Raw genomic sequence first — 23,697 nt, forward strand, 5'->3', positions numbered from 1 at the left:
TCTCGCCTCAAAATAGAACACTTAATTAAGCAAATTGGTATAAGCTTTTAGATGATGGAACCTGATGCAAATTAAAACCCCCAGATTGCTGTTAAGGCCCGTGAATTACCGCGATGTAACTGCGCTGGTGGCGCTGCTAAACGACCCCTTAGTAAGCCTGTACAATGATTATGGCGATAAGCTTACTCAGCCAGAAGTCAGGGCGATGTTGCAGGCTGATCTTGAAGAGTTCTACGAAGGGCGAGGCGGGCGTTTCGCGATACAATACGACGGAGAACTCATAGGTACGCTCGGGTTGTACGATTACGACATAAATACAAAGCACATTCACCTGGGCATTGAGCTTGCGCCCCGGTTTTGGCGCCAAGGCCTGGCCTCTGAGGCACTCAGCGCGGCTTTGCATGCATTGGATATACTGGTGCCCGGCCGTGAGGTGTCACTCGTATTGGGCAAGGTTCAGCACAATAATTTGGCATGTCAGCGTTTATTGAAGCATTGCGGGTTCCGACAAGTCAAAGGTGGTGCTGTTGCCATATTCGCGTTTTGTCCGTTGAGTGAAAAGGCAGGTTACTTTGATGAGTATGCCGCCTTTGTCAGTTCGTGACTATCATCTATCGATGATAATGCTTTTTAACCTCGCGGGGTTGTTCACTGAAATACAGCTGAAACTGTCGGCTAAAATAGCTGTGATCGGTAAACCCCACAGAAAATGCAATGTCACTTATTGAGTCGTTGGTCTCTATTAGTAACTTTCTGGCCTGTTCTAGTCTAACCTGGGTCAGAAATTTTTTGGGTGTGGTATTCAGGTGTTTTTTAAATCTTCTCTCCAGTGCGCTGACCGATAAGTGACTGGCCTCGGCGATCTCCGTGAGTTTAAGAGGCTGAGCAAAGTTGGCTCTGATGTACTCTACTGGCGCCTTCAGTGCTTTCATCCCGGGTTGAGTACAGGTATGTGCGTGGAGCTTTTTTGACATACCATAAGTTCCGATGATCTCGCCGCTTGCAGAATACAAAGGGCGCTTAGAGGTAACATACCAGGCAATACCGTCTGAACCATCTGCTTGATTTACTTCGAGCCGCTCTGTAACCATTTGACCTAACATTACTTTTTTATCATCAACCATATATTGGTGGGCTAGGTGAGCTGGTGCAAAAGCAAGGTCGGTCTGACCACGTATCTGATGCAAAGACGACACTCCAATGTGCGCAAGGAACGCATCATTGCCGTGTACAATTTCACCTTTCGCATTTTTAACCCAAAATAGCGTACCAGAGAGCATGTCGAGCATGGCTAATAATTGAGAAAAGTGAACAGAGTCAAAAAACGCATCGCTCTGATTTTTATCGTTATCCATTGCTTTGCAGCCTATTCTTTTTTATTTTCTTACGTGTATACAATATATCTAAAAATAAGTCATTAATTTAATTGTTTTTAATATTTTATGTGGTTGATTGAATACAATGTCGCCGATTTTCTTGCATTATTATCCGATTTTGACCTAACTCATAAATTCACTTTCTATTTACCATTGTTGCGTTATCAGAAAAATAAGACAGCAGAATTAAGTAAATGAAAAAAGTGAAAATGGGAATGGTCGGGGGCGGTCCGGATGCGTTTATTGGTGCAGTACATCGAATGGCTGCACAGCTTGATGGACAAATAGAGTTGGTGTGCGGTGTATTCAGCAGTACACCAGAGCAATCTATCAGTTTTGGCAAACAGTTGGGTTTGGCGTCATCACGATGCTATGGACGTTTCAGCGACATGCTTGAACAGGAGTCGCAACTGCCCGCGGAGCAGAAAATGGAGTTGCTGGCTATTGTCACGCCTAATCACCTGCATTTTTCTATGGCCAGCGAAGCCATTAAATACGGGTTTCATGTGATCTCAGATAAACCCGCTACAACCTCGCTAGCGCAAGCCCTGACTTTGGCCCGGCAATTGGCCTCTTGTGATGTATTATATGCGCTGACCTATACCTACACTGGGTATCCCATGGTTAAAGAAGCGCGGCACAGGGTGCTGACAGGAGAGCTTGGTCAGATCCGAAAAGTAGTTGTCAGTTACCAGCAGGGCTGGCTCGGAGACATGCAAGCCGAAGGGTCGAAACAAGCCTCCTGGCGTCTTGATCCAGTTCAGGCCGGACTGAGTTGCTGTATGGGTGATATTGGTGTTCACGCCGCAAATCTGGCGGAATACATCTGCGATCAACCCATCACCCACCTTTGTGCTGATCTAAGTACGGCCCATGAGCACCGCGTCCTGGATGATGAGGGTACGGTATTACTAAGGTTTGGCGAGACAATAAAGGGGGTACTCTTGGCCAGTCAGGTGGCTACCGGCGAAGAAAATAACTTATCAATTTCCGTTTACGGTGAGAAAGCCAGCCTTACCTGGCAGCAACAAGTCCCGAACAACCTGATCATCCGCTTTGCGGATAGCTCAACGCAAATAATTAGAAGTGGCGTAGCCAATCACTCCTCTCTGGCTATTAGAAATACACGCCTTCCAGCGGGTCACCCAGAAGGATATATAGAAGCGTTTGCAAATGTGTACCGAAATTTTGCAGCACAGATCCGTGCCCAACAAGCGGGTAAATCGGCAGATGATGCTGCGATGGACGTGCCGGGGATCACCGAAGGGATCCGAGGAATGCTGTTTATCGACAGTGTAGTTCGTTCAAGTGAATCATCACAAAAGTGGCATGCCGTACAGGGAGCACAATTGCATGACTGAAATTAAAGGGCCTGGAATATTTTTAGCGCAATTTATAGACAGCACTCCACCCTATGACTCTCTGGCAGGGCTAGCACAGTGGGCTTCAAGTTTAGGCTATAAAGCGATTCAGATACCTACCCACATAGCGTCGTTGTTTGATCTACAGCAGGCTGCCAACAGTGAGGCGTACTGTTCGCAAATTCGGGCGTTACTGGCGAGTTATAACCTAGAGATTTCTGAGCTCTCTACGCATATTCAGGGACAACTGGTGGCGGTCGCCCCTTGTTACATTGAGATGTTTAGCGGGTTTTATCCCAAGTCCCTCGGCACTGATCCGCATTCTATCTCGCTGTGGGCAGCAGAGCAACTTGTGCTGGCAGCTCAGGCGAGTAAAAACCTTGGGCTTAAAGCGCATGCCACTTTTTCCGGCGCATTACTTTGGCCTATGGTTTACCCTTGGCCACAGCGGCCTCAGGGGTTGGTTGAACAAGGGTTTGCAGAGCTGGCACGACGCTGGTTGCCTATACTGGACGCCTTTGATATCGCTGGTGTTGATGTTTGTTTTGAATTGCACCCGGCGGAGGACTTGCACGATGGAGCGAGTTTTGAGGTATTTCTTAGGCACGTGAACCACCATCCTAGAGCCAATATTCTCTATGATCCAAGTCATCTTCATTTGCAGCAACTGGATTATCTGGCGTTTATCGACTTGTACTATGAGCGGATTAAGGCATTTCATGTGAAAGATGCTGAGTTTCGAACCAATGGACGTACCGGTGTATATGGCGGCTATCTCGACTGGAAAGACAGAGCTGGGCGTTTTCGCTCGCTGGGTGACGGTCAAATCGATTTTAGCGCAATTTTCAGCAAACTCACGCAATATGATTTCGATGGTTGGGCGGTGCTGGAATGGGAGTGTTGTATCAAAGATCCCTATATTGGCGCATTGCAGGGCGCACAGATCATTAAAAACCTGATCATCAAACCAACGTCGAAAGCCTTCGACGACTTTGTCGGTGTTGCCAGCTGTGAAATGACCAATAAGCGCCTGCTGGGTCTGGAGGAAGGCGGGATATGAATAAGCAAATCAAACAATGGGCTTTCATTGCATCGTGCATTGCACTCACCGTCACCGCGATGACTTTTGCTATCCGTGCAGGCATGTTGTCGCAGCTTAATCAGGTACTTCAGTTAACCGACAGTCAGCTTGGTTGGGTCAACGCAATGGCATTTTTCGGGTTTCCTGTGGCGACAATTGTCGGTGGTGCACTATACAAAGTGCTGGGAGCCAGGCGATTACTCATTATTGCATTTGTTGGCCATATATTGGGTTTATTGTGCACTATATTTGCTTCGGGGTTCTACAGCCTGATGTTCGCAACCTTTTTAATAGGTCTGGCGAATGGTGCTGTTGAAGCAGGTTGTAACCCACTGGTTACCCAGTTATTTCCCACCAAACAAACCACCATGTTAAACAGGTTTCATGTTTGGTTCCCGGGCGGGATCGTATTGGGCTCACTACTGTCAATATCAATGACCTCTTTCGGTCTTGGCTGGCAGTATCAGTTTGCCTGTCTGCTTGTTCCAACTTTGTTATATGGTGCATTGCTTATTCGTCTGCCTGACGACCTTGTCGAAGAACAGGCACCTGAGGATCCGCAGCATGGCGTATTAAAGGCTCTGTTTTCACCTCTTTTTTTGTTCATGCTGTTGTGTATGACACTTACGGCGAGTACCGAGCTGCTAACCCAACAATGGATTGAACGCATACTCCGAGAATCCGGTGCGTCTGCCATGTTCACTCTGGCGCTGATCACCGGGGTGATGGCAATCGGGCGTTATTTTGCAGGGCCTGTCATTAAACAATTAAACCCACTGGGTGTGTTGCTTATGTCTTCTGTAGCGGCATATATGGGGATCCGCTTTATGTCTGTTGCACAGGGCTCTGAGGTGTATTACGCGGCAATTATCTTCGCTTTGGGGGTCACCTATTTTTGGCCCACTATGCTTGGATTTGTGTCTGAAAAGTTACCTGAAACAGGAGCACTTGGGCTGGGAGTCATGGGGGCTGCTGGTATGTTTGCTGTCAGTATCTGGAACCCGATAATTGGCCAGTTAGTTGAGCGAGGGCCGGAGGAGGGTACTCAAAATGCGTCCAGTACCTTAGTCGTTCTGAGTTACTTCCCACTTAGTCTGGTTGTGGCATTTGGGCTGCTTTTGTTGGTCAGCTTTTATAAAGCCCGACGACAAACTCTTAAAGAGGTGTGCCATGACAGCTGAACACACTAATCAATCAAGAAGGCGCTTTTTACAGGGCGTACTCATCAGTTTAGGGGCCGGTTTAAGTAACGGGCTTATTGGTGATAATGCTTTAGCAGCTGCGTTGAACTATCGGGTTGTGCCTGACGGTGAGCCCTATCAGACCAAGGTGTTGAGTAAAGAACAGCTGATGATGCTGAAAAAAGTATGCAATACCATTATCCCGAGGACTGAAACGCCAGGCGCCGGTGATATAGGCGTTCATGGTTTTATTGATCATCAGTTGTATCACTGCTACGACCTGAATGTACATTCCCGTATGCGGGCGATACTGAGCGTAATTGAAACAAGTAGCCTGCGTATATATGGATACCCATTCACAGAGCTTGATAGTGAGAGGCAGGTTGTTCATTTAACCCGGTTAGAAACTGCAGCCGAGCCTTTCTCAGAGCAGCAGCGTACTGACTTTAAACAGCTTAAGGCATTGGTTTGTTTTGGTTACTACACGTCAGAAACCGGTGCCAGTCACGAGCTTGTCTATCAGGCTTATCCTGGTGGATTCAAAGGTCAGATAGCCTATCGCGGGCAAGCTGGCTTCGGCTCTTTGGCATACTACTGAGGAGTTGTGATGTACATCAAAGAATCAAAACAAGAGTATGATGCCATTGTGATTGGCTCAGGGATAACGGGTGGATGGGCTGCAAAGGAATTCTGTGAAAAAGGATTTAAAACGCTGCTTATTGAGCGAGGGCGGGTTGTTGAGCATCGTAAAGATTATGTCGGCGAAGGCATACCGCCATGGGAACAATCGCTTCGCAGCAAAGTGTCTCTGGCTGAGGTTGAGCAGCAGTATCGAGTTCAGAAAAATTGCTACGCCTTCAACGACAGCACCAAACACTTTTTTGGTAATGACAGAGATTTACCTTTTGAGACGACCAAGGGCACTGATTTTTGGTGGATCCGTGCCAATCAGCTGGGTGGTAAATCATTGTTGTGGCACCGTTTTTCATATCGCTGGAGTGATTTTGACTTTAATGCGAATAAATTGGATGGATTTGGCAATGACTGGCCAATTCGATACCAAGATCTGGCTCACTGGTATTCCTATGTAGAACGTCATGTGGGTATTTGCGGACAGAAAGAGTCATTGCCACAACTTCCCGACAGTGAGTTTTTACCTCCGTTTGATATGACGGCGCCTGAATTGCATATAAAACAACAGCTTGAATCAGCTTTTCCTGGTAGAAAGTTGATCCACGGCAGACAAGCCCACCTGACTAAACCCAGCGCACATCATCTTGCTCAGGGTAGGGGGCAGTGCCAGGCGCGTAATGAATGCCAAAAAGGCTGCTCATTCGGTGCATATTTCTCAACGCAAAGCTCAACATTGCCAGATGCAGCTAAAACCGGAAACCTACAGGTAGCACCAAATAGCGTGGTGCACAGCCTGATCTACGATGCCATCAGCAATCGCGTTAAAGGCGTCCGGGTGATCGACAATGATGATCTCAGCGAGCGTGAATATTTTGGCAAAGTGGTGTTTTTGTGCGCTTCTACGTTGGGGTCAACGCAGATCCTATTGAACTCTCGAAGCAAAGATTTCCCCAATGGCCTGGCAAACCGTTCTGGTGTGCTGGGCCACTATCTGATGGATCATAACTATAACGCCTGGGCCAAAGCAGATATTCCAGGCTTTGAAGGGACATTTTATTCCGGCAGGCGTCCGGGTGGGTTGTACATCCCCAATTTCTACTTCAAGCCAGACCCGAAAAGACCATTTTTACGCGGATATGGTATGTCGGCCGGTGCTTATCGAGAGGACTGGAAGGGACTACAGCATACGGATGGTGTCGGCGTAGCGTTTAAGCAACTGCTACAAAAGCCCGGAAAATGGCAGTTCTGGCTGGGGGCACAGGGGGAGATGTTGCCCAGGTTTGAAAACTGTGTGCAATTGCACGCATCTAAAAAAGACAAATGGGGCATACCGCAACTTGAGATCAACTGTCGCTTCTCAGAAAACGAACGATTGATGATGCTCGATGCCGCCGAGCAGGGCCAGATAATGTTGGAAAAGATAGGCCTGGAAAATGTCACTTCTGGCCTGCATAACAAGCCGCCTGGTTCAGGGATCCACGAACTGGGTACTGTCAGAATGGGCAAGGATCCTAAAGACTCTGTACTCAACGGCTTCAACCAGAGTCATGATATTCCAAATTTATTTGTTACTGATGGATCGAGCTTTTGCTCATCCGCTGTGCAAAACCCCAGCCTGACATTTATGGCATTAACAGTCAGAGCTGTGAACTACGCGGTGAAAGAAATCGCCGCCAGACGTATTTAAAACAATAAGGTACTTACTATGACGTTTTTTAAACGCTTTCTCTCAACACTGGTGTGCGCTGGGTTGCTAACAGCATGTAACGGGCAACCAGACACTCGCGGCGAAGACAATCAACGGGCTTTGCGACTTGAACGATCACAGATCCCAGCGATCAGTGTGCAGCTATGGTCGGTCAACCATACGCTGAAAAAAGACTTTAAGGGTACTTTAGAGGCAATCTCCGCAATGGGGTTTGATGCGGTTGAGTTTGCCGGAGACTTTGGCCCATACCATGACGATCCTCAGGGGTTGAAACGTTACTTGAAGAGCCTGGATCTGCAAGTTAGTGGGGCACACGTAAAAATGCGTGAATTAACAGATGAAAAGTTTGAACAGACAGTGACTTTTTATCAACAGCTGGGCAGCCCTATGTTGATAGTACCCAGTGATAAACGGGCGGAGCAGGCCGAGACCATAGAAGCATTTGTAACTGAATTAAACAAAGTTTCAGCAAAAATGCGTGCTAAAGGTATGCGCTTTGGTTTTCACAATCATGATCGGGAGCTAGTGCCTTACAAAAACAGCACATACTGGGATTACATTGCTGCAAATACAGCTGAAGACTTTGTGTTGCAACTGGATGTGGGTTGGGCCGAGTACTCTGGAAAGGATCCCGTAGCCTATATTAATCGTTATCCGAACAGAACCATTACTACGCATTTTAAAGCCAAATATCCAGCGGGAACTTACAACAAGAAGCCTTTGATCGGTCAGGACATCACTGATTGGCCAGCTGTGATTTACGCCAATGTGAAAAAAGGCGGTACGCAGTGGCTGGTGCTGGAGCAGGAAGAATACCCGGACGGATTAACTCAGCTAGAGGCGGTTCAGGTGTCAAAAAAAGGATTGGATAACATCATTACCCAACTGACCAATTAGGTAAGCGTACAACGACATAAATTAAACCTTTTTCATTGTTAATGCCACGAAGATGGCATAGCAGTCGGGTGCGTGATTGCACCCAAAGTTTCACCAGAATAATAAAGTTCAGCAGCCCGTACCGTTAATCTCAGGGCGGGCTGTTAATAGCACTACATATCAACAACAAGGATACAACAAGATGAAGAAACGCATTATTGCGGGGCTTTGCTCGTTTAGTGCCTGTATTGCACCATTAGCAGTGCACGCAAGCGCCAAACATGCCAACCCCGAGACGAGTGCAGTTGAATCGAAACTTGCGCACAATGAGTGGCCTCAGGATCCGCTCGTACCCAGCTGTGGCGCAGATCACAACGGTCAGGACTGGGCAAAACTGCAAAAGTCTGCTGCTCGGCAACCTGTGGGGTTGATGGCACCATTTGCACAGCCCATGATGGCAGCAACACAAAGTGCACCATTGTCGGCCGAGCTATTAAGCAACAGTGCCGCTGTAGCGGGGCGCTACTATATTCCAGTCGTGTTCCATGTATACGGTGACGCCTACAACTGCAGCGATGCCAGTCAGAAGTGTCTGACCGACGAGAAAATACAGGATGCACTGACCAAATTAAACAACGACTTTCAAGGGTTGTCGGTTGACTCACCTGAGGTCTCACCTCAGTTTCAGGCTATTCGTGAAAATTTGAATATCGAATTTGTGCTGGCGGGGAAAGACCCACAGGGCAACCCTAGTAATGGTATTGTCCGTTACAATCATGAGCAGACCGGATATGGCAATCATGATGATGAAACGCTGGCGAAAATACAGGCCGATGCGTGGGACAACTTCAGCTATATGAATGTGTACCTCATGCACGACTTGTATGATGATGGTAAAGAGACTAATTCTGGTGTTGCCTGGTACCCTGAGTTAGCGATGACGGAGGAAAATACAGCACGAGTCGTCTATAACGGCCATTATGTGGGTAACAACACCAGTGAGAATTTCCGCTCAGTACTGACTCATGAGTTTGGTCATTGGCTTAACCTGGTCCACACCTTCGAAACTAAGCAATGCTCGATTACCAACGAAGCGTTTTGTCATTCAACCGGCGACCGTAGCTGTGATACACCCCAGATGTCTATGCCCAGTGAAATGCAGAATAACGCGCCTAACTGCCTGGGACAGCCGACCAACACCGAAAACTTTATGCACTACTCAGACAACTACGCTATGTTCACACAAGTGCAGGTTGCACGTATGACCGCTGCGCTCCATAATCCAGCACGCAACACACTATGGTCGAACGAGAACCTGATCAGAACGGGTCTGTCGCAGTACGTCAGTGATGCGGGTCATCCCTGGGATGGTAATTCGGGGTTAGATGTGGAACCACAGGGTGAGGTATTGGCCAGTTATCAGATCCCTTTTGCGGCTAAAGGGTCGGTGGAGACCTTTGAGATAAACCTGCCTGATACTGCACACAACATCCTGTTTTATCTTAATGGTCACAGTGAAGACCCGGATTTGTATGTGTCAAAAGGTCAGATCCCGACACCACCGGCCAATGCTGATGAGCAATGGATAGCCGACCTTATCTCATTTAACAGTCCCGGAGACAGTGAAGCGGTTACGGTGGATACACCGGATGCGAACTATCCCTATTTTGCCTCTGTTCACGCGTTTACTGCATACAGTGACACCACGTTGAGCGTCATCCAGGGTGAGGATCCCTATCTTAATGACGGTGAGCAGCGTTATACCTTGTTTAAACTCGATGGTCTTTGGGCGAATAAGAAAAATGCATCCTGGCCAGACCGTGCTGGTAAAACCTTTGACTTCCAGTTCAGTGTACCGCAAGACGCAAGCCGTACCGTAATTGTCGTACCTGGTGGTTATCAGGGGCCCAAGATGGCTGATGGGTCGATCAAGAGAAATGGCGACTTAGATATGTACGTGGCCAAAGACAGGGCAGTATCAAAAACACAGTTTGATTGCCGACCTTTCACCTGGAAAGGGATCACGGAATACTGTGAGTTTGAGGGCGGAGGAGATTTTGAGGTGATCATCGACCCCTTTGAAACTTACACCAATGCGAGCATTCAGGTGTATTACGAAATAGCAGACACACAAGACCAATTACCGTTCGCGAATATCAACGGCCAGACGCGTGCAGAAGCGGTAGGCCACGTACTGGCGTTTTCAAGCGCCGGGTCTAACGATCCAGATGGTGAGATAGTCTCATTCCTGTGGGATTTTGGTGATGGTACGCAAAGCACACAAGCAGAGGTTGACCATATTTATACAATGACCGGTACTTATCCGGTTAGCCTTACGGTTACCGACAATGCTGGGAATCAAAGCACAGCACATGGCAGCGCTGTGATCACTGAGCTATCGCCAGAGGATGCACCTTTGTGTAATGAGTGTGAACGTATTTACCTGGCGGACGAGCTAAACCTGGCAGCCAGTGCAGGTGGGCAGACTTATAACTATGAGTTTGCAGTACCGGACGCGGCGTCTTTGGTAACTTTTGAGCTGGTGGAGCGTTACAATGGAGACCCGGATATTCACGTTAGTCGAAATCAGGCTGTGTCTAAATCTCAGTATGACTGTCGCCCCTGGGAGGCGCCAAATCAGACCGAATTGTGTCAGTTTGAACAAGGTGGTGTGTTTAACGTGATGATTGACCCGTTCAAGGATTATGAATCGCTGCGCTTCAAGGCGTACTATGATATTCATCGTGATGCCGACCGTTCCGCACCAAACCGTTTACCGATAGCCAACGCAGGCGGTAACCAAACCGTCAGAGCCGGGGAGCAGGTCTTACTGGATGGACGTCAGTCGAGCGATCAGGACGGCGAGCTTATTACCTATCTGTGGGATCTTGGACATGGCATGACTCAGGTGGGTGAAACTATCAGTCATCACTTCGAACGCGCTGGCAGTTATCCCGTTAGCCTTACTGTGACCGATGATAAAGGCGCGAGCAGCAGCACACAGGTGATCATTCGGGTACTCCCGATTGGCGATTTTGATGAAGATGGCAATGTTGACAGTGATGATATCAGTGCGATGCGCGCCGCCATTGCTGCAAACCTGCCACTGGACAGCTCGTTTGATATCAATGGCGATGGCGTGATTGACAATGCTGATGTCACCGAGATGACTGCTCTATGTAGCTTTGCAAATTGCTCGAACATTCCACCGCCTCCTCAGCCTCCGCTTGCACAGGCCAGTGTGTTAACAAGCGACATTCAAATCGGCCAGTCCGTGGCGTTCAGCAGTGCGGGTTCCGATGATGAGTACGGTCAGATCACAGCTTTCCACTGGGACTTTGGCGATGGCACACAAAGTGACTTTGCTAACCCAAATCACAGTTACGCACAAGCAGGCGTATATCAGGCAACTTTAACGGTCACCGACGATGACAATATGACAGCCAGCGCAGTTGTCACAGTAGTCGTTGACCATCCGCCCCTGACAAACGCTTGCGAGAGCTCAGATGGTTCAGCGGTGAGACGTCTGACTCCAAGTCAACCGCACTGCATCAACAGCACCAGAGGCTATTCATTTGCAGAAATGGATCGCGGTCCAAAAACAGTTGCTGTTACATTGATTAATGCGCCCGCCGATACCCGTATTTACTTTGGTGATGGTCACTGGCCCAAAGCAGATGGCAGCGATCATGACGCGGTGTCAGTGACAGACGCTGATCAGCAGTGCCTGTTTTATGAAATCACAGACCAATCTCGTTACTGGGGCTATCTGGTGATGTCAGGTAACCCGGTCGGCGCCACCATAGTCGTTGATTATGACGTTGCAGGCTGTCGCCCACACTAATCCCTGAAGACCATAAGCCACACCCTGTGTGGCTTATTTATTGTTACACCTATCGGGCACAGTCTTGAGGGTTAACTGTGCCCGCAATATAACAACACAACTAAATGAGACAACAACATGTATAAAGTAATCAAGATGACACCTCTGGTCATCGCGCTAAGCTCAGCCCCTGGCTGGGCGCATGGTGACAGAGAAACCGCCACATCCATAAATGACTTTAACGATGCCGACGTTGCGCATATCCATGCCGGTACTGAGTATAAAGCGGACGCAATGCACAGTAACAGGCAAATCACACCGAAATCAGAACTGTCTTTTGCAAGCCGTGCCTTTATGTCTTTCAGTAATGTACTTTCGACTTCAACCAGCTGCCCCGATGAGGTCTTCAGCCATCTCAGTGGTTCAGTTTTTCTGGAGGCGATAAGAAATCATGGCAAGGTCTGTATCGATACCTTATTTAATGACAGGCCTGAAACCCTGATTCTGGGGGCCTACACAGATGCTAACTTTGCTACCGTTATCAATGAACTGAATAACCGCTTGGTTAACTACGATGGTCAGACTGATGTTACCTACCTTAGCGATTTGTTTTACTGGCTAAAAGCCTATGCGTATTATGACTTCAGACGTTTTGTGAACCCGACGACACAGCAAGCTATGGTTAGCGCTATCAATACTCTCTACGCCAATGAGCACTTCTTTGAAAAAACTGAAACCAATGCTCAGCTGATCCGCAGTGCGACGGGCATCATTAAAAATGCACAAATAGGTCAGTTTTTAGTGCCACTGACGCTTGGTTTGTTAGCCAGGTATGATGAATCCTACGAGCATATTAATGACTGGGGTCGCTCAGCAACCCCTTTGTTCTGGCAGGTTCTGAATGACTGCGCACGTGATACAAGCTGTCGCTCTCAGCAGCATACAGATGCTTTGATAGATGCAATTACGGGTTTCATTAATGACAACCTGAATTGGCTGAGTAAGTCAGCCAATGATTACCATTTGTTCAACCTAGGGTATCAACTGGTTAATTTTTATCGTGGGGAACAAGAACCTCACTTTGCCCAGTTAGAATCCAAATTACGAACTGAGATCACACGCATACTGAACAGTTACGGACCGCTCAAAACGGACCGTGAACGGACTCTTTATCTGGCTGTACTCGAATCGGTCAATTATAACCGTCAGTGTGATACTTACTCAGTGTGTGACAAGCCACAGGAAATCATTACCCAGGTACTTGGTAATCGCCTAACGTGCCCCTCAGGTAACCTGTTCATCTGGGCCCAGGATATGACTGCGGCGCAGCTGGCATGGACCTGTAATTCGCTCAAGGTCCATGAAGACCACTTTCATCAACTGTTGCGCACTGATCGGGTCCCGGTTACACCGGATGATAATGATTCGCTCAGAATGGTGATATTCAATGATAAAAAAGAGTGGGTTACATACGGTGGAGTGCTGTTCAATGTCAGCACCAGCAATGGAGGGACCTATCGAGAGGGAGACCCGTCCAAGCTGGGCGATCAGGCCACGTTTTACGCCTATGAACATGTCTCTGAACGTCCGGTTTTTGATATCTGGAACCTACGCCATGAATATGTTCATTATCTGGAAGGGCGTTATATCTCACAAGGCGACTTCAATGATAGCAATAGTGCAGGCCGTACAGTCTGGTTCGGTGAAGGGATTGCGGAATATAGCTCGCTGAAGAACTGTAACCCTTATGCTGTTGAGGAGGCCAGAAAGGGGACTTATTCACTTTCCACTATATTCAGCAACGAGTATGGAGTGGGGCAAACACGGATCTACGACTGGGGCTACTTGGCAACACGCTTTATGTACGAGCAACAAAACGCCGCGTTCTTCGATATGCTGGCGTTGTTTAAGGACGGTGATTTTGCGGGGTACCGTTCTGAACTGGTAGACAAATGGGTTGCTCAGAAGTTGTTTGACGACCAGTTTTCAAACTGGCTGACACAAGTAGAGTCGACAGGGTGTGTTATTGATACTACGCGTCCTCCCTCACCAGTGGAGCCTGTGAATGTTGATGACATTCAGGGGAGTGACCAGGTTGGCATCAATGCCTGTGGGATGCAGTTAGCATCTGACAGAACACAGGCGGGTCAGGCCAGGTGTTTGTCAGGTACAGATACCCGACAACTTAAAGAGTACCCCATTTACGTGCCCGAGGGGCTACAAAACGTTTCTCTGGAGATCACGCTACGCCATGGCACGGGCAATGCGGATCTTTATTATGAGTATGGCCGTCCGGATAACGGCTGGCGTTATACCCATGAATCTACAGGGCCCGATAACGATGAAACCCTGGTGTTAGATAACATCGAAAAAGGGTGGCACTATATTGCGGTTGGCACCGAAACGGGCTATCAAGATGCCACTTTGTTAGTCAGATATATTCAGCAGCCTATTGCGGGTGAAAACGAACTGCAAAATGGGGTCGCTGTCCCTGTCAATGTGTCTGATAGTGGTCAATTGATGTATACCATGGCGGTGCCTGCTGGCGCGACTAATATTACCTTCAGCACCACAGGCGGAACAGGGGAGCTGGACTTGCATGTGAAGTTTGGTACCGAGGCAAGCAAAACAGACTATGACTGTCGCCCCTGGAAAGTCGGTAACCGTGAAACCTGTCATTTTAGTACAACGAGTGGCGGCGTTTACTATATTCTGCTGAGCGCCGACCCTATGTTCAGTGGCGCTACGCTGACGGGGCGTTATGATGTTAACTAGGTCAGTCAGCTAAAAACTTGCCAGTGGTAGGAATCGGTAAGTGCCGCAGTTTAGCTGCTACCCTCGTGAGGGCATATGAGCGTTACTTGTGTGCCCTTGTTTTGAAAACTCGTTCATCACTGTGAGTGCCAGCGTTATTGCGTCAGGAATCAAGCACAGATCTAAGCCAGTTAATAGCATCATCTTCATCTGTGAAAGCTTTAAACCTTTGCGCGACATCTTTTCTGTAATGCGCGAACTTGACTTCAACCTCTACATTCCAGCTGCAATTGTCAACATTCGCAAAAGCGACACATCCAGAATCAAAAAAGTGCGCCATGGCTTGTGCCCCGAACTGGTATGCATCAACAGTGGCACCTTCGTACTCATAGTTATAGAAAAGGATGGCATACCTGGTTAAATGAGATGATTTGATTTGCTCCTTAATATCATCAACTATCTCTTGATATCCTTCTTTATTGAAGCTTCCTGTACTCTCTACACGTATAATGTTGTTGTAAACAATCTCACAACGCCACTGACCATGTGTATTGAATTCTGACATGTAAACTCGATATACAGATGTTCTATTACCTATAAAAGAGTTTAGATGAATCCAGAGGAACCACACAGGAAATAAAGCTCTGGTCGTTTTAATTTATGGGGCAAGTGCCAATAAAACACAGAGGCCCCACTGTAGATAGGCGGTAAACACGAATTGTAAGAAGCACCTTTTACAGGTACTTCGTATCGCGGAGATGCATTCAAGTACTCTGAACGCTGAGCACCTATATCGAGGTGAAAAAATACAGTTTGTTGCCATCCAAATCTCGAACGTACGCACCGTAAAAATGCTCACCTCTGTTTCCAGGGAGACCTTCATCCTTGCCGCCAAGGTCAATGGACTTATTATGCAATGCGTCAACCAACGATGGGTCTGATACTTCAAATGCAACCATGACACCATTACCGACGGTCGCAGGTTCACCGTCATATGGTTTGATTAAACAAAATTTACTTTTCTCCGGTTCCGTTGCCCAAACTATAAAACGTTCTTCCACCCAAAATCTAGTAGCACCTATTTCAGCAAAAATCGCATCATAAAAACGACTACTGGTTTCTAAGTTGTTGGTACCTACCGTTACATATCCAATCATACTGCTTAGCCTTCCTATACAATTTCATTACGTTATTTTCTGTGCTTCTGCTAATCTAGCTCAGGGTTTCAAATTACAATTTAGCTTCTAGCGTGCCGAATGATAGATGTAATCCATATCTTTATAAATGCACAAACCTGCACATAGCTTCTGCAAAAATACACAGTTTGAGGTCGTATGTTTAATTGGGATGATATGCGCTACGTTTTACAAGTAGCGAATACAGGTAGCTACTCTGCCGCTGCTAAGATACTTGAAGTCAATCACACCACGGTAGCGAGAAGAGTGTCAACTTTAGAGCAACAGATAGATCAACGGCTATTTACACAGACCTCCGGGGGACTAGTGCTGACTGAAGAGGGGCTGTCTATTATCAACGATATAGAGACACTCCAGACCACTGTAAACTGTATATCGCGCAAGTTGGCGGGAAATGACCACAGCTTGTCTGGCTGTGTAAAGATCACAATGCCAGACGACATTTACAAGTACCTTTTAGCAAACTCAATTGCCAAGCTACTAGATGATTACCCGAATATAGTTTTGAATATGAGCTTAACAGACACACTACATGACCTGTCGGCACGAGAATCCGACTTAGCGTTAAGGTTTACAATGTCACCCCCAAAAGATGCCGTTGGGGTAAAAATCACTTCTTTAAGCCACGCAATATATGGGCTTGACAACAAACCCGTTGGTAAAGAAAACTCAGTCGGATTGGTGGTTTGGGCGGATGAAGTCGATGTGCCTACATGGGCTGAATCGAGTTTTGACTTATGTCACATAGCGTTGCGTGTGGATAATTTAGAGGGAATGCATGCAGCCGTTGAATCCGGGGTTGGTGTCGCGCTCATGCCTTGCTACTTGCCAAAACTTTTGCCTCACTCAAAAGTCGTTAAGATCATAGACTATAATATGCGAGTCCCCAATTGGGAATTGTGGATTCTCTATCATATTGATGTGAAAAATTCAAAAAAACTTCAAGTTGTAAAGGAGTGCCTTGTTAGTGCTTTGAGAGAACACAGCTTCTTGTTTACAGATGAATAGGCCCCATGCTGAATGTGAAGCTATATATACCCCGATAATATGGTAAGAAAATACTTGTTGGATAATTTGATGGTCAAGATTTTTAAGTACACATGCGACTACATAATTCATATTGGCTGTTATGAAAACACCCATGATGTGCACAAAGTTGAGGTCACAAATGCTTTTGCTCTATTGTCGTTTTTGATAGTGAGTATCGAAGCTGTCATCTTGGAGGCGCACAATCATCTTTCTGTGTATTATTTGAGTTTACCGTTGCTACTTATCTGCATTTTTTCTGTCGTTCTTCAGTACAAAAAATACTATTATCTGGCAAGGATGATATTGTTTACAAGTGTCGTTATATATATTTTTTTACAAGCCTACATGATTGTAGGTAAAGACGCCGGTGTCCAAAACACTTTCTTTATCCTATTAACGATGCCATGGCTTCTTTTTGAACAAAATCGCAAAAGCACCAAGGTACTTTTATCACTATTATGTTGCCTTTGTTATCTTTTCATTCAATATCATTCTTCGAATCATCCAGCTGTCATTTTGGAACCAAGCCATCGAGAGATGTTGAGATTTTTGTCTGATTTTTTTGCTATGACGGTTTTAATTTGTTTGGCGATTACTTTTGATAAAGGTCGATATCATTTTGAAAAAAAGTTGAAGCAGCTGGCTACAGTAGACCCTTTAACAGGACTGTCCAATCGCGCAGAGCTGGCATCAAGAGGAAACCGTGCTTTGTTGGAAGCCATACAGAATAACACCCCTCTTTGCGTGGTGCTGCTGGATTTAGATCATTTCAAGCAAATTAATGATAACTACGGACATGCTTTTGGTGATCTTACTTTAAAAAAAGTGGCCGAAATATTATCCAGTGGTTTGCGTGAGAGTGATGTTGTTGCTCGTTATGGAGGAGAGGAGTTCGCATTAATACTTCCAGGGATAGGAATGAAAGATGCGAAGGGGAAATTGGAAAACCTGAGAATGAAAATCCAAGATGAGCAGATATGCGACAAGGGAATTTGTATTAATTGTAGTGCGAGTTTCGGTGTAACAATATTAAGTGGAATGATGCAAAGCATAACGGATTTATTTAACCAGGCAGACCATGCTCTATATCAAGCAAAAAAACTCGGTAGAAACCGTGTTTGTGAATATACCGAGAATAGTTAGGTTTGTTATTCGTGAGAATGTTTATATCTTCATGAATTCCACGTTATATCTTTGAGCTAGTAATTTTTGTTTAACTATTTCTTAAGTTGTTTTAGCGTTTCAGAAGGGAGCTCACCAAAGCGGTTTTTATACGCAAGTGACATTCTGCCCAAGTGAGTTAGCCCAACAGACATGGAGAGAGCCAGTATTTTTGCATCAGACTTAGCCGTTAATAATGCTTTTCTTAGCCGCATGAGCCTGAGATCAAGCAAGTAACTCATTGGTGTCTTTTGAGTATGTTTCTTAAAGCTGTAGGTCAGACTTCTTGAACTGACTTGTGTTACCTGTGTTAGGTCTGCCATGGTAATCTTTTTGTTTATATTTTCATGCATATAGGTATCAGCACATTTTAAAACTTTAGGTAAAGGCGGGTGGTTTGACGTATTGATTAATGCTTGTGCGCTGTTATCTAGTACTGTCAGAAGTAGTGTTTTAAGGTACTGATCTGCATGTTTGACGTACTGAGCTTGCAAATCCGAGTTTTTTATCGTTTTTAAGCTTTGTATTATTCCGTGTAGTGCCGTTTTTACACACTCTACTGCCGCTTGGTCCCCAATAGAGTTGGGAAAGCACAATTCTTTTTTTGTTTTATAACCCACCATATTGTTCAATGCTGACATTAAGTGATCTTTGCGGATCTGTAACACCAATGCTGATATTCCTTCAGGCAAAGTAAAGTGAGGTTTCGTACCTGGTGAAGTGATGAATACACCCTGATTCGTCACTTTTGTTGTTAGTACTTTGGATTCTATCAAAAAATAGCCATTCACTGGGAAGTCGAATTCATAGTTGTCCGGGTTTGTATAGTGCTTTACTTCAGTAGAACCTGTGATACTAATCTCAATCAGTCGAAAATCCCCGAAGCTATAGACTCTATCTAAGTAGTTAAATGCAGATTTCTCTGTATTCAGGTGGTGAAAACCAAAGTGGGCTCTTAGCTGAGTTGTTGCATCAAATGCGCTCTGTGTTTTGTACTCTTTAGGCACAAATTTTTTGTTCACGAAACACTCCAAATGTCGATATTGGGATGAAATTGTCATTAAAAGGATATAGCTGTTTTTCTATCAAGTCTATTATGGGCACCATGAATTTAGCGCGTGAACTAAATGATTCTTCAAACGATCCTCTTTCGATCACAAATCGAAATTGAGAAAAATAGGTCAAATAATGCAATTTTTTATTACTTCAACATATCAGAAACAGTCGGAGGCATATGATGTTAGCTCTTCTGAACAGAAATAGCATGTTACTCGGACTCACACTGTCAATTGGCATCATAGGGTGTAAGCCTGTTGTGGATACAACCGTGGAGACCATCAGACCAATTAAGGCAATGGAAATTGGTTCGGGCGAACCAATTGCCGGAGATCAAATACCGGGAATTGCAAGAGCAACACAAGAGGTCGAGTTATCTTTCAGGGTTTCAGGGACTTTGCAAAGTATGCCGATTAAAATTGGTCAGGAAGTAAGGATTGGTGACACACTGGCCGAACTAGATAAACGGGATTTTGAAGTCGCGTTAGATAACACACGGGCTGCACTGGCAAATGCCGAGGCGCAACTTAATAATGCCAAAATTGAGTATGACCGAGTAATACGAATTCAAAAAAGGGAACCTGGCGTTGTGAGTCAATCAACCGTTGACCTTCGTCGTACAGCCTACAACAGTGCGAAAGCAAGCTATGCAGCGGCTTTAGCGAAATTGAATGCCGATGAGGACAGATTAAGCTACGCAACGCTAAAAGCGCCATTTGACGGTGTGATAGTACAACGCTACGTGGAAAACTATCAAGATATAAATGCCAATAGTCCAATTTTTCGATTAGTTGATATATCTAAAATTGAAATGGATATCAATATTTCGGAAAGCCAAATATCGAACCTGCCTTATGTCAAAAATCCTCGGGTCGTGTTTGATGCATTTCCGGATATTGAGATACCTGCTCGAATCAAAGAAGTCAGTAGTGAGGCTTCTCCGGCAACCAGAACGTATAAAGTTAGGTTGATCATGAAGCCGCCCCTTGGCATCGATATATTGCCGGGGATGTCTGGGGTTGCTATGGCGGATGTCAATTTACCAGGCCAGGAGAGCCAGGTGGTGATACCCGTAAGTTCAGTGGTTAGCTCAGCAGATGGTGCGACAACATATGTGTGGCGTTATAGCCAAGAATTGCAGCAAGTGACGAAGGTCGAGATAGAAACAGCAGGTATTAACAGCAAGGGGCTCGTTGTCACAAAAGGCTTAGCAGCTGGCGACTGGATAGCGACTGCTGGTGTTCACTTTCTGAAAGAAGGACAAAACGTACGTTTATTGGCTGAATTCGGAGGTGGAAGATGAGTCTTACTGCATTCGCGCTGCGAAATAAGGTCATAACTTGGTTTACGGTTGCTTTGCTTGCTATCGCCGGGGTATTTTCGTTTTTCAAGTTAGGGCAATTAGAAGACCCTGTATTTACGGTGAAAACAGCCCTAGTTATGACGCCTTACCCCGGCGCCAGTGCAGAGCAAGTGGAGCTGGAGGTCACTGATAAGATTGAAAATGTAATACAGGAAATGCCAGAGCTAAAGTCTTTACACTCACGATCAACACCTGGCTTATCTTTGATCACCGTGGAAATTAAGGGGGAATATTGGTCAGATCGCTTGCCTCAAGTATGGGACAAACTACGCCGTAAGATTGGTGATGTACAAGGTGCTTTGCCCACAGGTACTGTGCCATCAACCGTGATAGATGAATTTGGTGATGTATATGGCATGTTGGTGGGAGTGATTGGTGATGGTTACAGCTATCAGGCGATGGAAGACTATGTTAAGCAGCTAAAGAAAGAAATTAGCTTAGTTAAGGGCGTTGCTAAAGTTGGGCTATGGGGAAATCAGCAATCAGTTGTTTATCTTGATGTGTCTGAGGGAAAGTTATCAAATTTGGGGTTATCTTTTTCAGAAGTAACGGAGTTACTAAAAGCCCAGAATTTAGTAGTGGATGCGGGACACGTTGAATCGGGTCAATTCAGACTGAATATTCATCCATCGGGAAGTTTCACATCTCCACAAGACATTGGAGATTTACTCGTCCATGTTAAGTCTCGAACCAACAGTAATGAATTTATCCGCATTAACGACATAGGTACGATCAGGGAAGGCTACGTTGAACCCGCTAAAAGAATGATGCGGTTAAATGGGCGTCCTGCGATTGTTCTTTCAATTGCTCCGCTTGAGGGAACCAACGTCGTGGAGGTTGGTAAGTTGGTTGCCGCAAAGATTGATCAGATGTCAGCTCGGTTTCCTGTTGGGCTAGAAGTGGAAAAAATTCACTGGCAACCGCAGGTCGTGGATGAGTCTGTCAATTCATTCTTGGTAAACTTTGCCCAGGCTGTAATGATAGTTCTCGTCGTATTGGCTATAGCGATGGGCTGGAAGATGGGAGTCGTTATAGGATCGGCACTGGTCCTTACCATTTTAGGTACTTTCTTTTTTCTTGCTTTGTTTGGTATCGACTTACACCGTATGTCGCTAGGCGCCCTGATTATTGCACTAGGTATGATGGTAGACAATGCAATTGTTGTTGCAGAAGGATATGTGGTTAAACTGCAAAAAGGAGCAAGTAAAGCTCAAGCTGCTCTTGAGTCTGCGCAGACACCGTCTATGCCGCTATTGGGGGCAACGATTATTGCCATTATGGCTTTTTACCCCATTTTTGCATCTAATTTAGAAACGGGTGAGTACTGTAGAACGCTATTTATCGTGGTCGCAATTTCGCTATTGGTGAGCTGGTTTGTTTCTCTTACTCTGACTCCTTTGCAATGTATGTTACTTTTGGATGCTCAGACTAACGACGATGACAAAGAAGGCAAGTTGCTTTCGACCTTTCGCTCGATGCTTGAATTGGCGTTAAAACAGCGGTTGGTCACAGTAGGTAGCTTAATTTTTCTGCTGATGGTCGCGCTCGGAACGTTTGGTAATGTCAAACAGATTTTCTTCCCTAACTCTGCTATGACCAAGTTTATGGTTGATGTTTGGAAACCCCAGGGCAGCCGTTTGCAAGCAACATCAGATGATATATCAAAGATAGAGCAGCACCTGCTACAGGATGAACGTGTTAAAACTGTCTCGAGCTTTATTGGAGAAGGGTCGCCCCGATTTTATCTTCCAGTATCACCGGAAAACCCAAACCCAGCATTCGGTCAACTGATTGTTAATGTTCATAATTATGAAGACTCTGAAGCAGTTACCAGCGAATTGCGTGATTGGCTTACAGACAATATGCCTGATGCAATGACACGGGTCAGAAGGTATACAGTGGGTCCGGCAATTACCTGGACATTTGAAGCGAGGTTTATTGGCCCTGCTGATGCAGATCCTACAGTTCTTCGAGAGCTGGCCGAGCAGGGAGCTGCAATATTGCGTGATTCTTCATTAGCAAAACACATATCAACAGACTGGAGGCAGCAAACACTTAGAGTCGTCCCCGAATACAGTCAAATTAAAGGCAGAACATCTGGAATATCCCGGTCTGACCTAGCGAGTACAACCAAGCGCTTCTACGACGGTAATACTGTTGGCACATATCGGCGTGCAGACACACAACTACCTATAATCGTGCGTGAAGATATGGACAACCGGGACAACAAAAACTTAGAGCTGCTTCAGATCGAATCTTCTATACCTGGTGCCGCAGTGCCATTGGATCAGGTTGTCGATGGTATTAAAGTGGAGTGGGAGAATTCGGTAATTTGGCGATATAACCGACATAGAGCTATTACCGTTCAGGCTTCTCCAATAGAAGGCATGACACCAGCTGTGTTGAGGCAATCTGTGCTAGAAAAGTTTGAACAGATAAAGTTACCAGAAGGATATACGTTACATTGGTTTGGGGAGCATAAGAGTACAACGGATTCAAACGAAGATCTAAAGCCCGGAATGCTGCCTATGTTTGGCGTGATTTTACTTATTCTGGTCGGTTTGTTTAATGCGATGAGGCCGATGCTGATAATTATGCTTTTGCTTCCCTTTGTGATGATCGGAGTATCCGCTGGGTTACAGTTAACTGGTGCTGCCTTTGGGTTTGTTGCTATCCTGGGAGTTATGAGTCTTATCGGTATGATTAGCAAAAATGCAATCGTATTGATTGACCAAATCAATTTGGAAAAGGAGCAAGGCAAAACACCGCATCAAGCGATTATCGATGCAGCAGTATCTAGGGTAAGGCCCGTATTTTTAGCTGCGGCGACCACAGTTTTAGGAGTAATTCCATTGATCCCAGATCTGTTTTGGCAAGGTCTAGCTGTTTCAATTATGGCTGGTCTTTCATTTGGTACTATTTTAACTATGGTTCTTTTACCGGTGTTTTATTCACTGTTTTACAAAACACACAGTAAACTCCAGTGAGTTCCCTCATGAACTAAATATTTTTAACATTAAATGAATACCTGGTTAAAGGGAGGGGTTAGGTAATCCAGGGAAAGCGTAAAAAGAGGCAAACAGGCAAGGAAATCTGTTT

General features: G+C 45.8%; 17 protein-coding genes. 13 read left to right on the plus strand and 4 right to left on the minus strand.

What is annotated here, in order from left to right; genetic code table 11:
* Positions 1–64: 64 nt before the first annotated feature.
* A complete protein-coding gene (locus L1285_RS13545; RefSeq protein WP_235412755.1) occupies positions 65–604 on the plus strand; it encodes a GNAT family N-acetyltransferase in 540 nt (179 codons plus the stop codon).
* A gap of 7 nt (positions 605–611) precedes the next feature.
* Here the strand turns inward: L1285_RS13545 and L1285_RS13550 are convergent, their stop codons facing one another.
* Positions 612–1,355 (minus strand): AraC family transcriptional regulator, encoded by a 744-nt coding sequence (locus L1285_RS13550; protein ID WP_235412756.1) that lies wholly within the window; start codon positions 1,353–1,355, stop codon positions 612–614.
* Between the two features lie 215 nt (positions 1,356–1,570).
* Between L1285_RS13550 and L1285_RS13555 the strand changes: the two genes are divergently transcribed.
* The 8 genes from L1285_RS13555 to L1285_RS13590 all read left to right on the plus strand — a co-directional run bounded on the left by L1285_RS13555 (position 1,571) and on the right by L1285_RS13590 (position 14,814).
* Positions 1,571–2,737 carry a Gfo/Idh/MocA family protein gene (locus tag L1285_RS13555; protein ID WP_235412757.1) on the plus strand — a complete coding sequence of 389 codons (1,167 nt, stop codon included), beginning with the start codon at positions 1,571–1,573 and terminating at the stop codon, positions 2,735–2,737.
* The gene (locus L1285_RS13560; RefSeq protein ID WP_235412758.1) at positions 2,730–3,797 is read left to right on the plus strand and encodes a sugar phosphate isomerase/epimerase family protein; all 1,068 of its coding nucleotides are present in this window, start codon (positions 2,730–2,732) and stop codon (positions 3,795–3,797) included. The genes L1285_RS13555 and L1285_RS13560 overlap by 8 nt, the downstream gene beginning before the upstream one ends.
* Entirely contained in the window at positions 3,794–4,999 is a 1,206-nt protein-coding gene (locus tag L1285_RS13565; RefSeq protein WP_235412759.1) for an MFS transporter, read from the plus strand. The genes L1285_RS13560 and L1285_RS13565 overlap by 4 nt, the downstream gene beginning before the upstream one ends.
* Positions 4,989–5,597: a gluconate 2-dehydrogenase subunit 3 family protein gene (locus tag L1285_RS13570; protein ID WP_235412760.1), complete on the plus strand. Its 609-nt coding sequence runs from the start codon at positions 4,989–4,991 to the stop codon at positions 5,595–5,597. The genes L1285_RS13565 and L1285_RS13570 overlap by 11 nt, the downstream gene beginning before the upstream one ends.
* Positions 5,598–5,606: 9 nt before the next feature.
* Positions 5,607–7,319, plus strand: a complete 1,713-nt coding sequence (locus tag L1285_RS13575) for a GMC oxidoreductase (protein WP_235412761.1) — start codon at positions 5,607–5,609, stop codon at positions 7,317–7,319.
* Positions 7,320–7,337: 18 nt separating this feature from the next.
* A complete protein-coding gene (locus L1285_RS13580) occupies positions 7,338–8,237 on the plus strand; it encodes a sugar phosphate isomerase/epimerase family protein (protein WP_235412762.1) in 900 nt (299 codons plus the stop codon).
* Between the two features lie 181 nt (positions 8,238–8,418).
* Positions 8,419–12,060 (plus strand): PKD domain-containing protein, encoded by a 3,642-nt coding sequence (locus L1285_RS13585; protein WP_235412763.1) that lies wholly within the window; start codon positions 8,419–8,421, stop codon positions 12,058–12,060.
* Positions 12,061–12,177: 117 nt separating this feature from the next.
* Positions 12,178–14,814, plus strand: coding sequence for a M9 family metallopeptidase (locus L1285_RS13590; protein WP_235412764.1), 2,637 nt, complete (start codon positions 12,178–12,180; stop codon positions 14,812–14,814).
* 142 nt (positions 14,815–14,956) lie between these two features.
* On the opposite strand, the gene L1285_RS13595 is transcribed toward L1285_RS13590, so the two are convergent.
* On the minus strand, positions 14,957–15,358 hold the full coding sequence (locus tag L1285_RS13595) for an STAS/SEC14 domain-containing protein (protein ID WP_235412765.1): 402 nt from the start codon (positions 15,356–15,358) through the stop codon (positions 14,957–14,959).
* A gap of 223 nt (positions 15,359–15,581) precedes the next feature.
* Positions 15,582–15,950 (minus strand): VOC family protein, encoded by a 369-nt coding sequence (locus tag L1285_RS13600; protein WP_235412766.1) that lies wholly within the window; start codon positions 15,948–15,950, stop codon positions 15,582–15,584.
* Positions 15,951–16,127: 177 nt separating this feature from the next.
* Here L1285_RS13600 and L1285_RS13605 point away from each other — a divergent pair, with 177 nt between their 5' ends.
* Together L1285_RS13605 and L1285_RS13610 are read left to right on the plus strand one after the other, a co-directional pair.
* Positions 16,128–16,997 carry a LysR family transcriptional regulator gene (locus L1285_RS13605; protein ID WP_235412767.1) on the plus strand — a complete coding sequence of 290 codons (870 nt, stop codon included), beginning with the start codon at positions 16,128–16,130 and terminating at the stop codon, positions 16,995–16,997.
* Positions 16,998–17,066: 69 nt separating this feature from the next.
* Positions 17,067–18,161, plus strand: coding sequence for a GGDEF domain-containing protein (locus tag L1285_RS13610; RefSeq protein ID WP_235412768.1), 1,095 nt, complete (start codon positions 17,067–17,069; stop codon positions 18,159–18,161).
* Positions 18,162–18,235: 74 nt separating this feature from the next.
* On the opposite strand, the gene L1285_RS23875 is transcribed toward L1285_RS13610, so the two are convergent.
* Entirely contained in the window at positions 18,236–19,201 is a 966-nt protein-coding gene (locus tag L1285_RS23875; RefSeq protein WP_235412769.1) for an AraC family transcriptional regulator, read from the minus strand.
* A gap of 212 nt (positions 19,202–19,413) precedes the next feature.
* On the opposite strand from L1285_RS23875, the gene L1285_RS13620 reads away from it, so the two are divergent.
* Entirely contained in the window at positions 19,414–20,538 is a 1,125-nt protein-coding gene (locus tag L1285_RS13620) for an efflux RND transporter periplasmic adaptor subunit (protein WP_235412770.1), read from the plus strand.
* Positions 20,535–23,585 (plus strand): efflux RND transporter permease subunit, encoded by a 3,051-nt coding sequence (locus L1285_RS13625; protein ID WP_235412771.1) that lies wholly within the window; start codon positions 20,535–20,537, stop codon positions 23,583–23,585. Before L1285_RS13620 ends, L1285_RS13625 begins: the two co-directional genes overlap by 4 nt.
* Positions 23,586–23,697: the final 112 nt, after the last annotated feature.

It is taken from the genome of Pseudoalteromonas sp. DL2-H2.2 (assembly GCF_021532535.1).
Taxonomy (GTDB): Bacteria; Pseudomonadota; Gammaproteobacteria; order Enterobacterales; family Alteromonadaceae; genus Pseudoalteromonas; species Pseudoalteromonas rubra_A.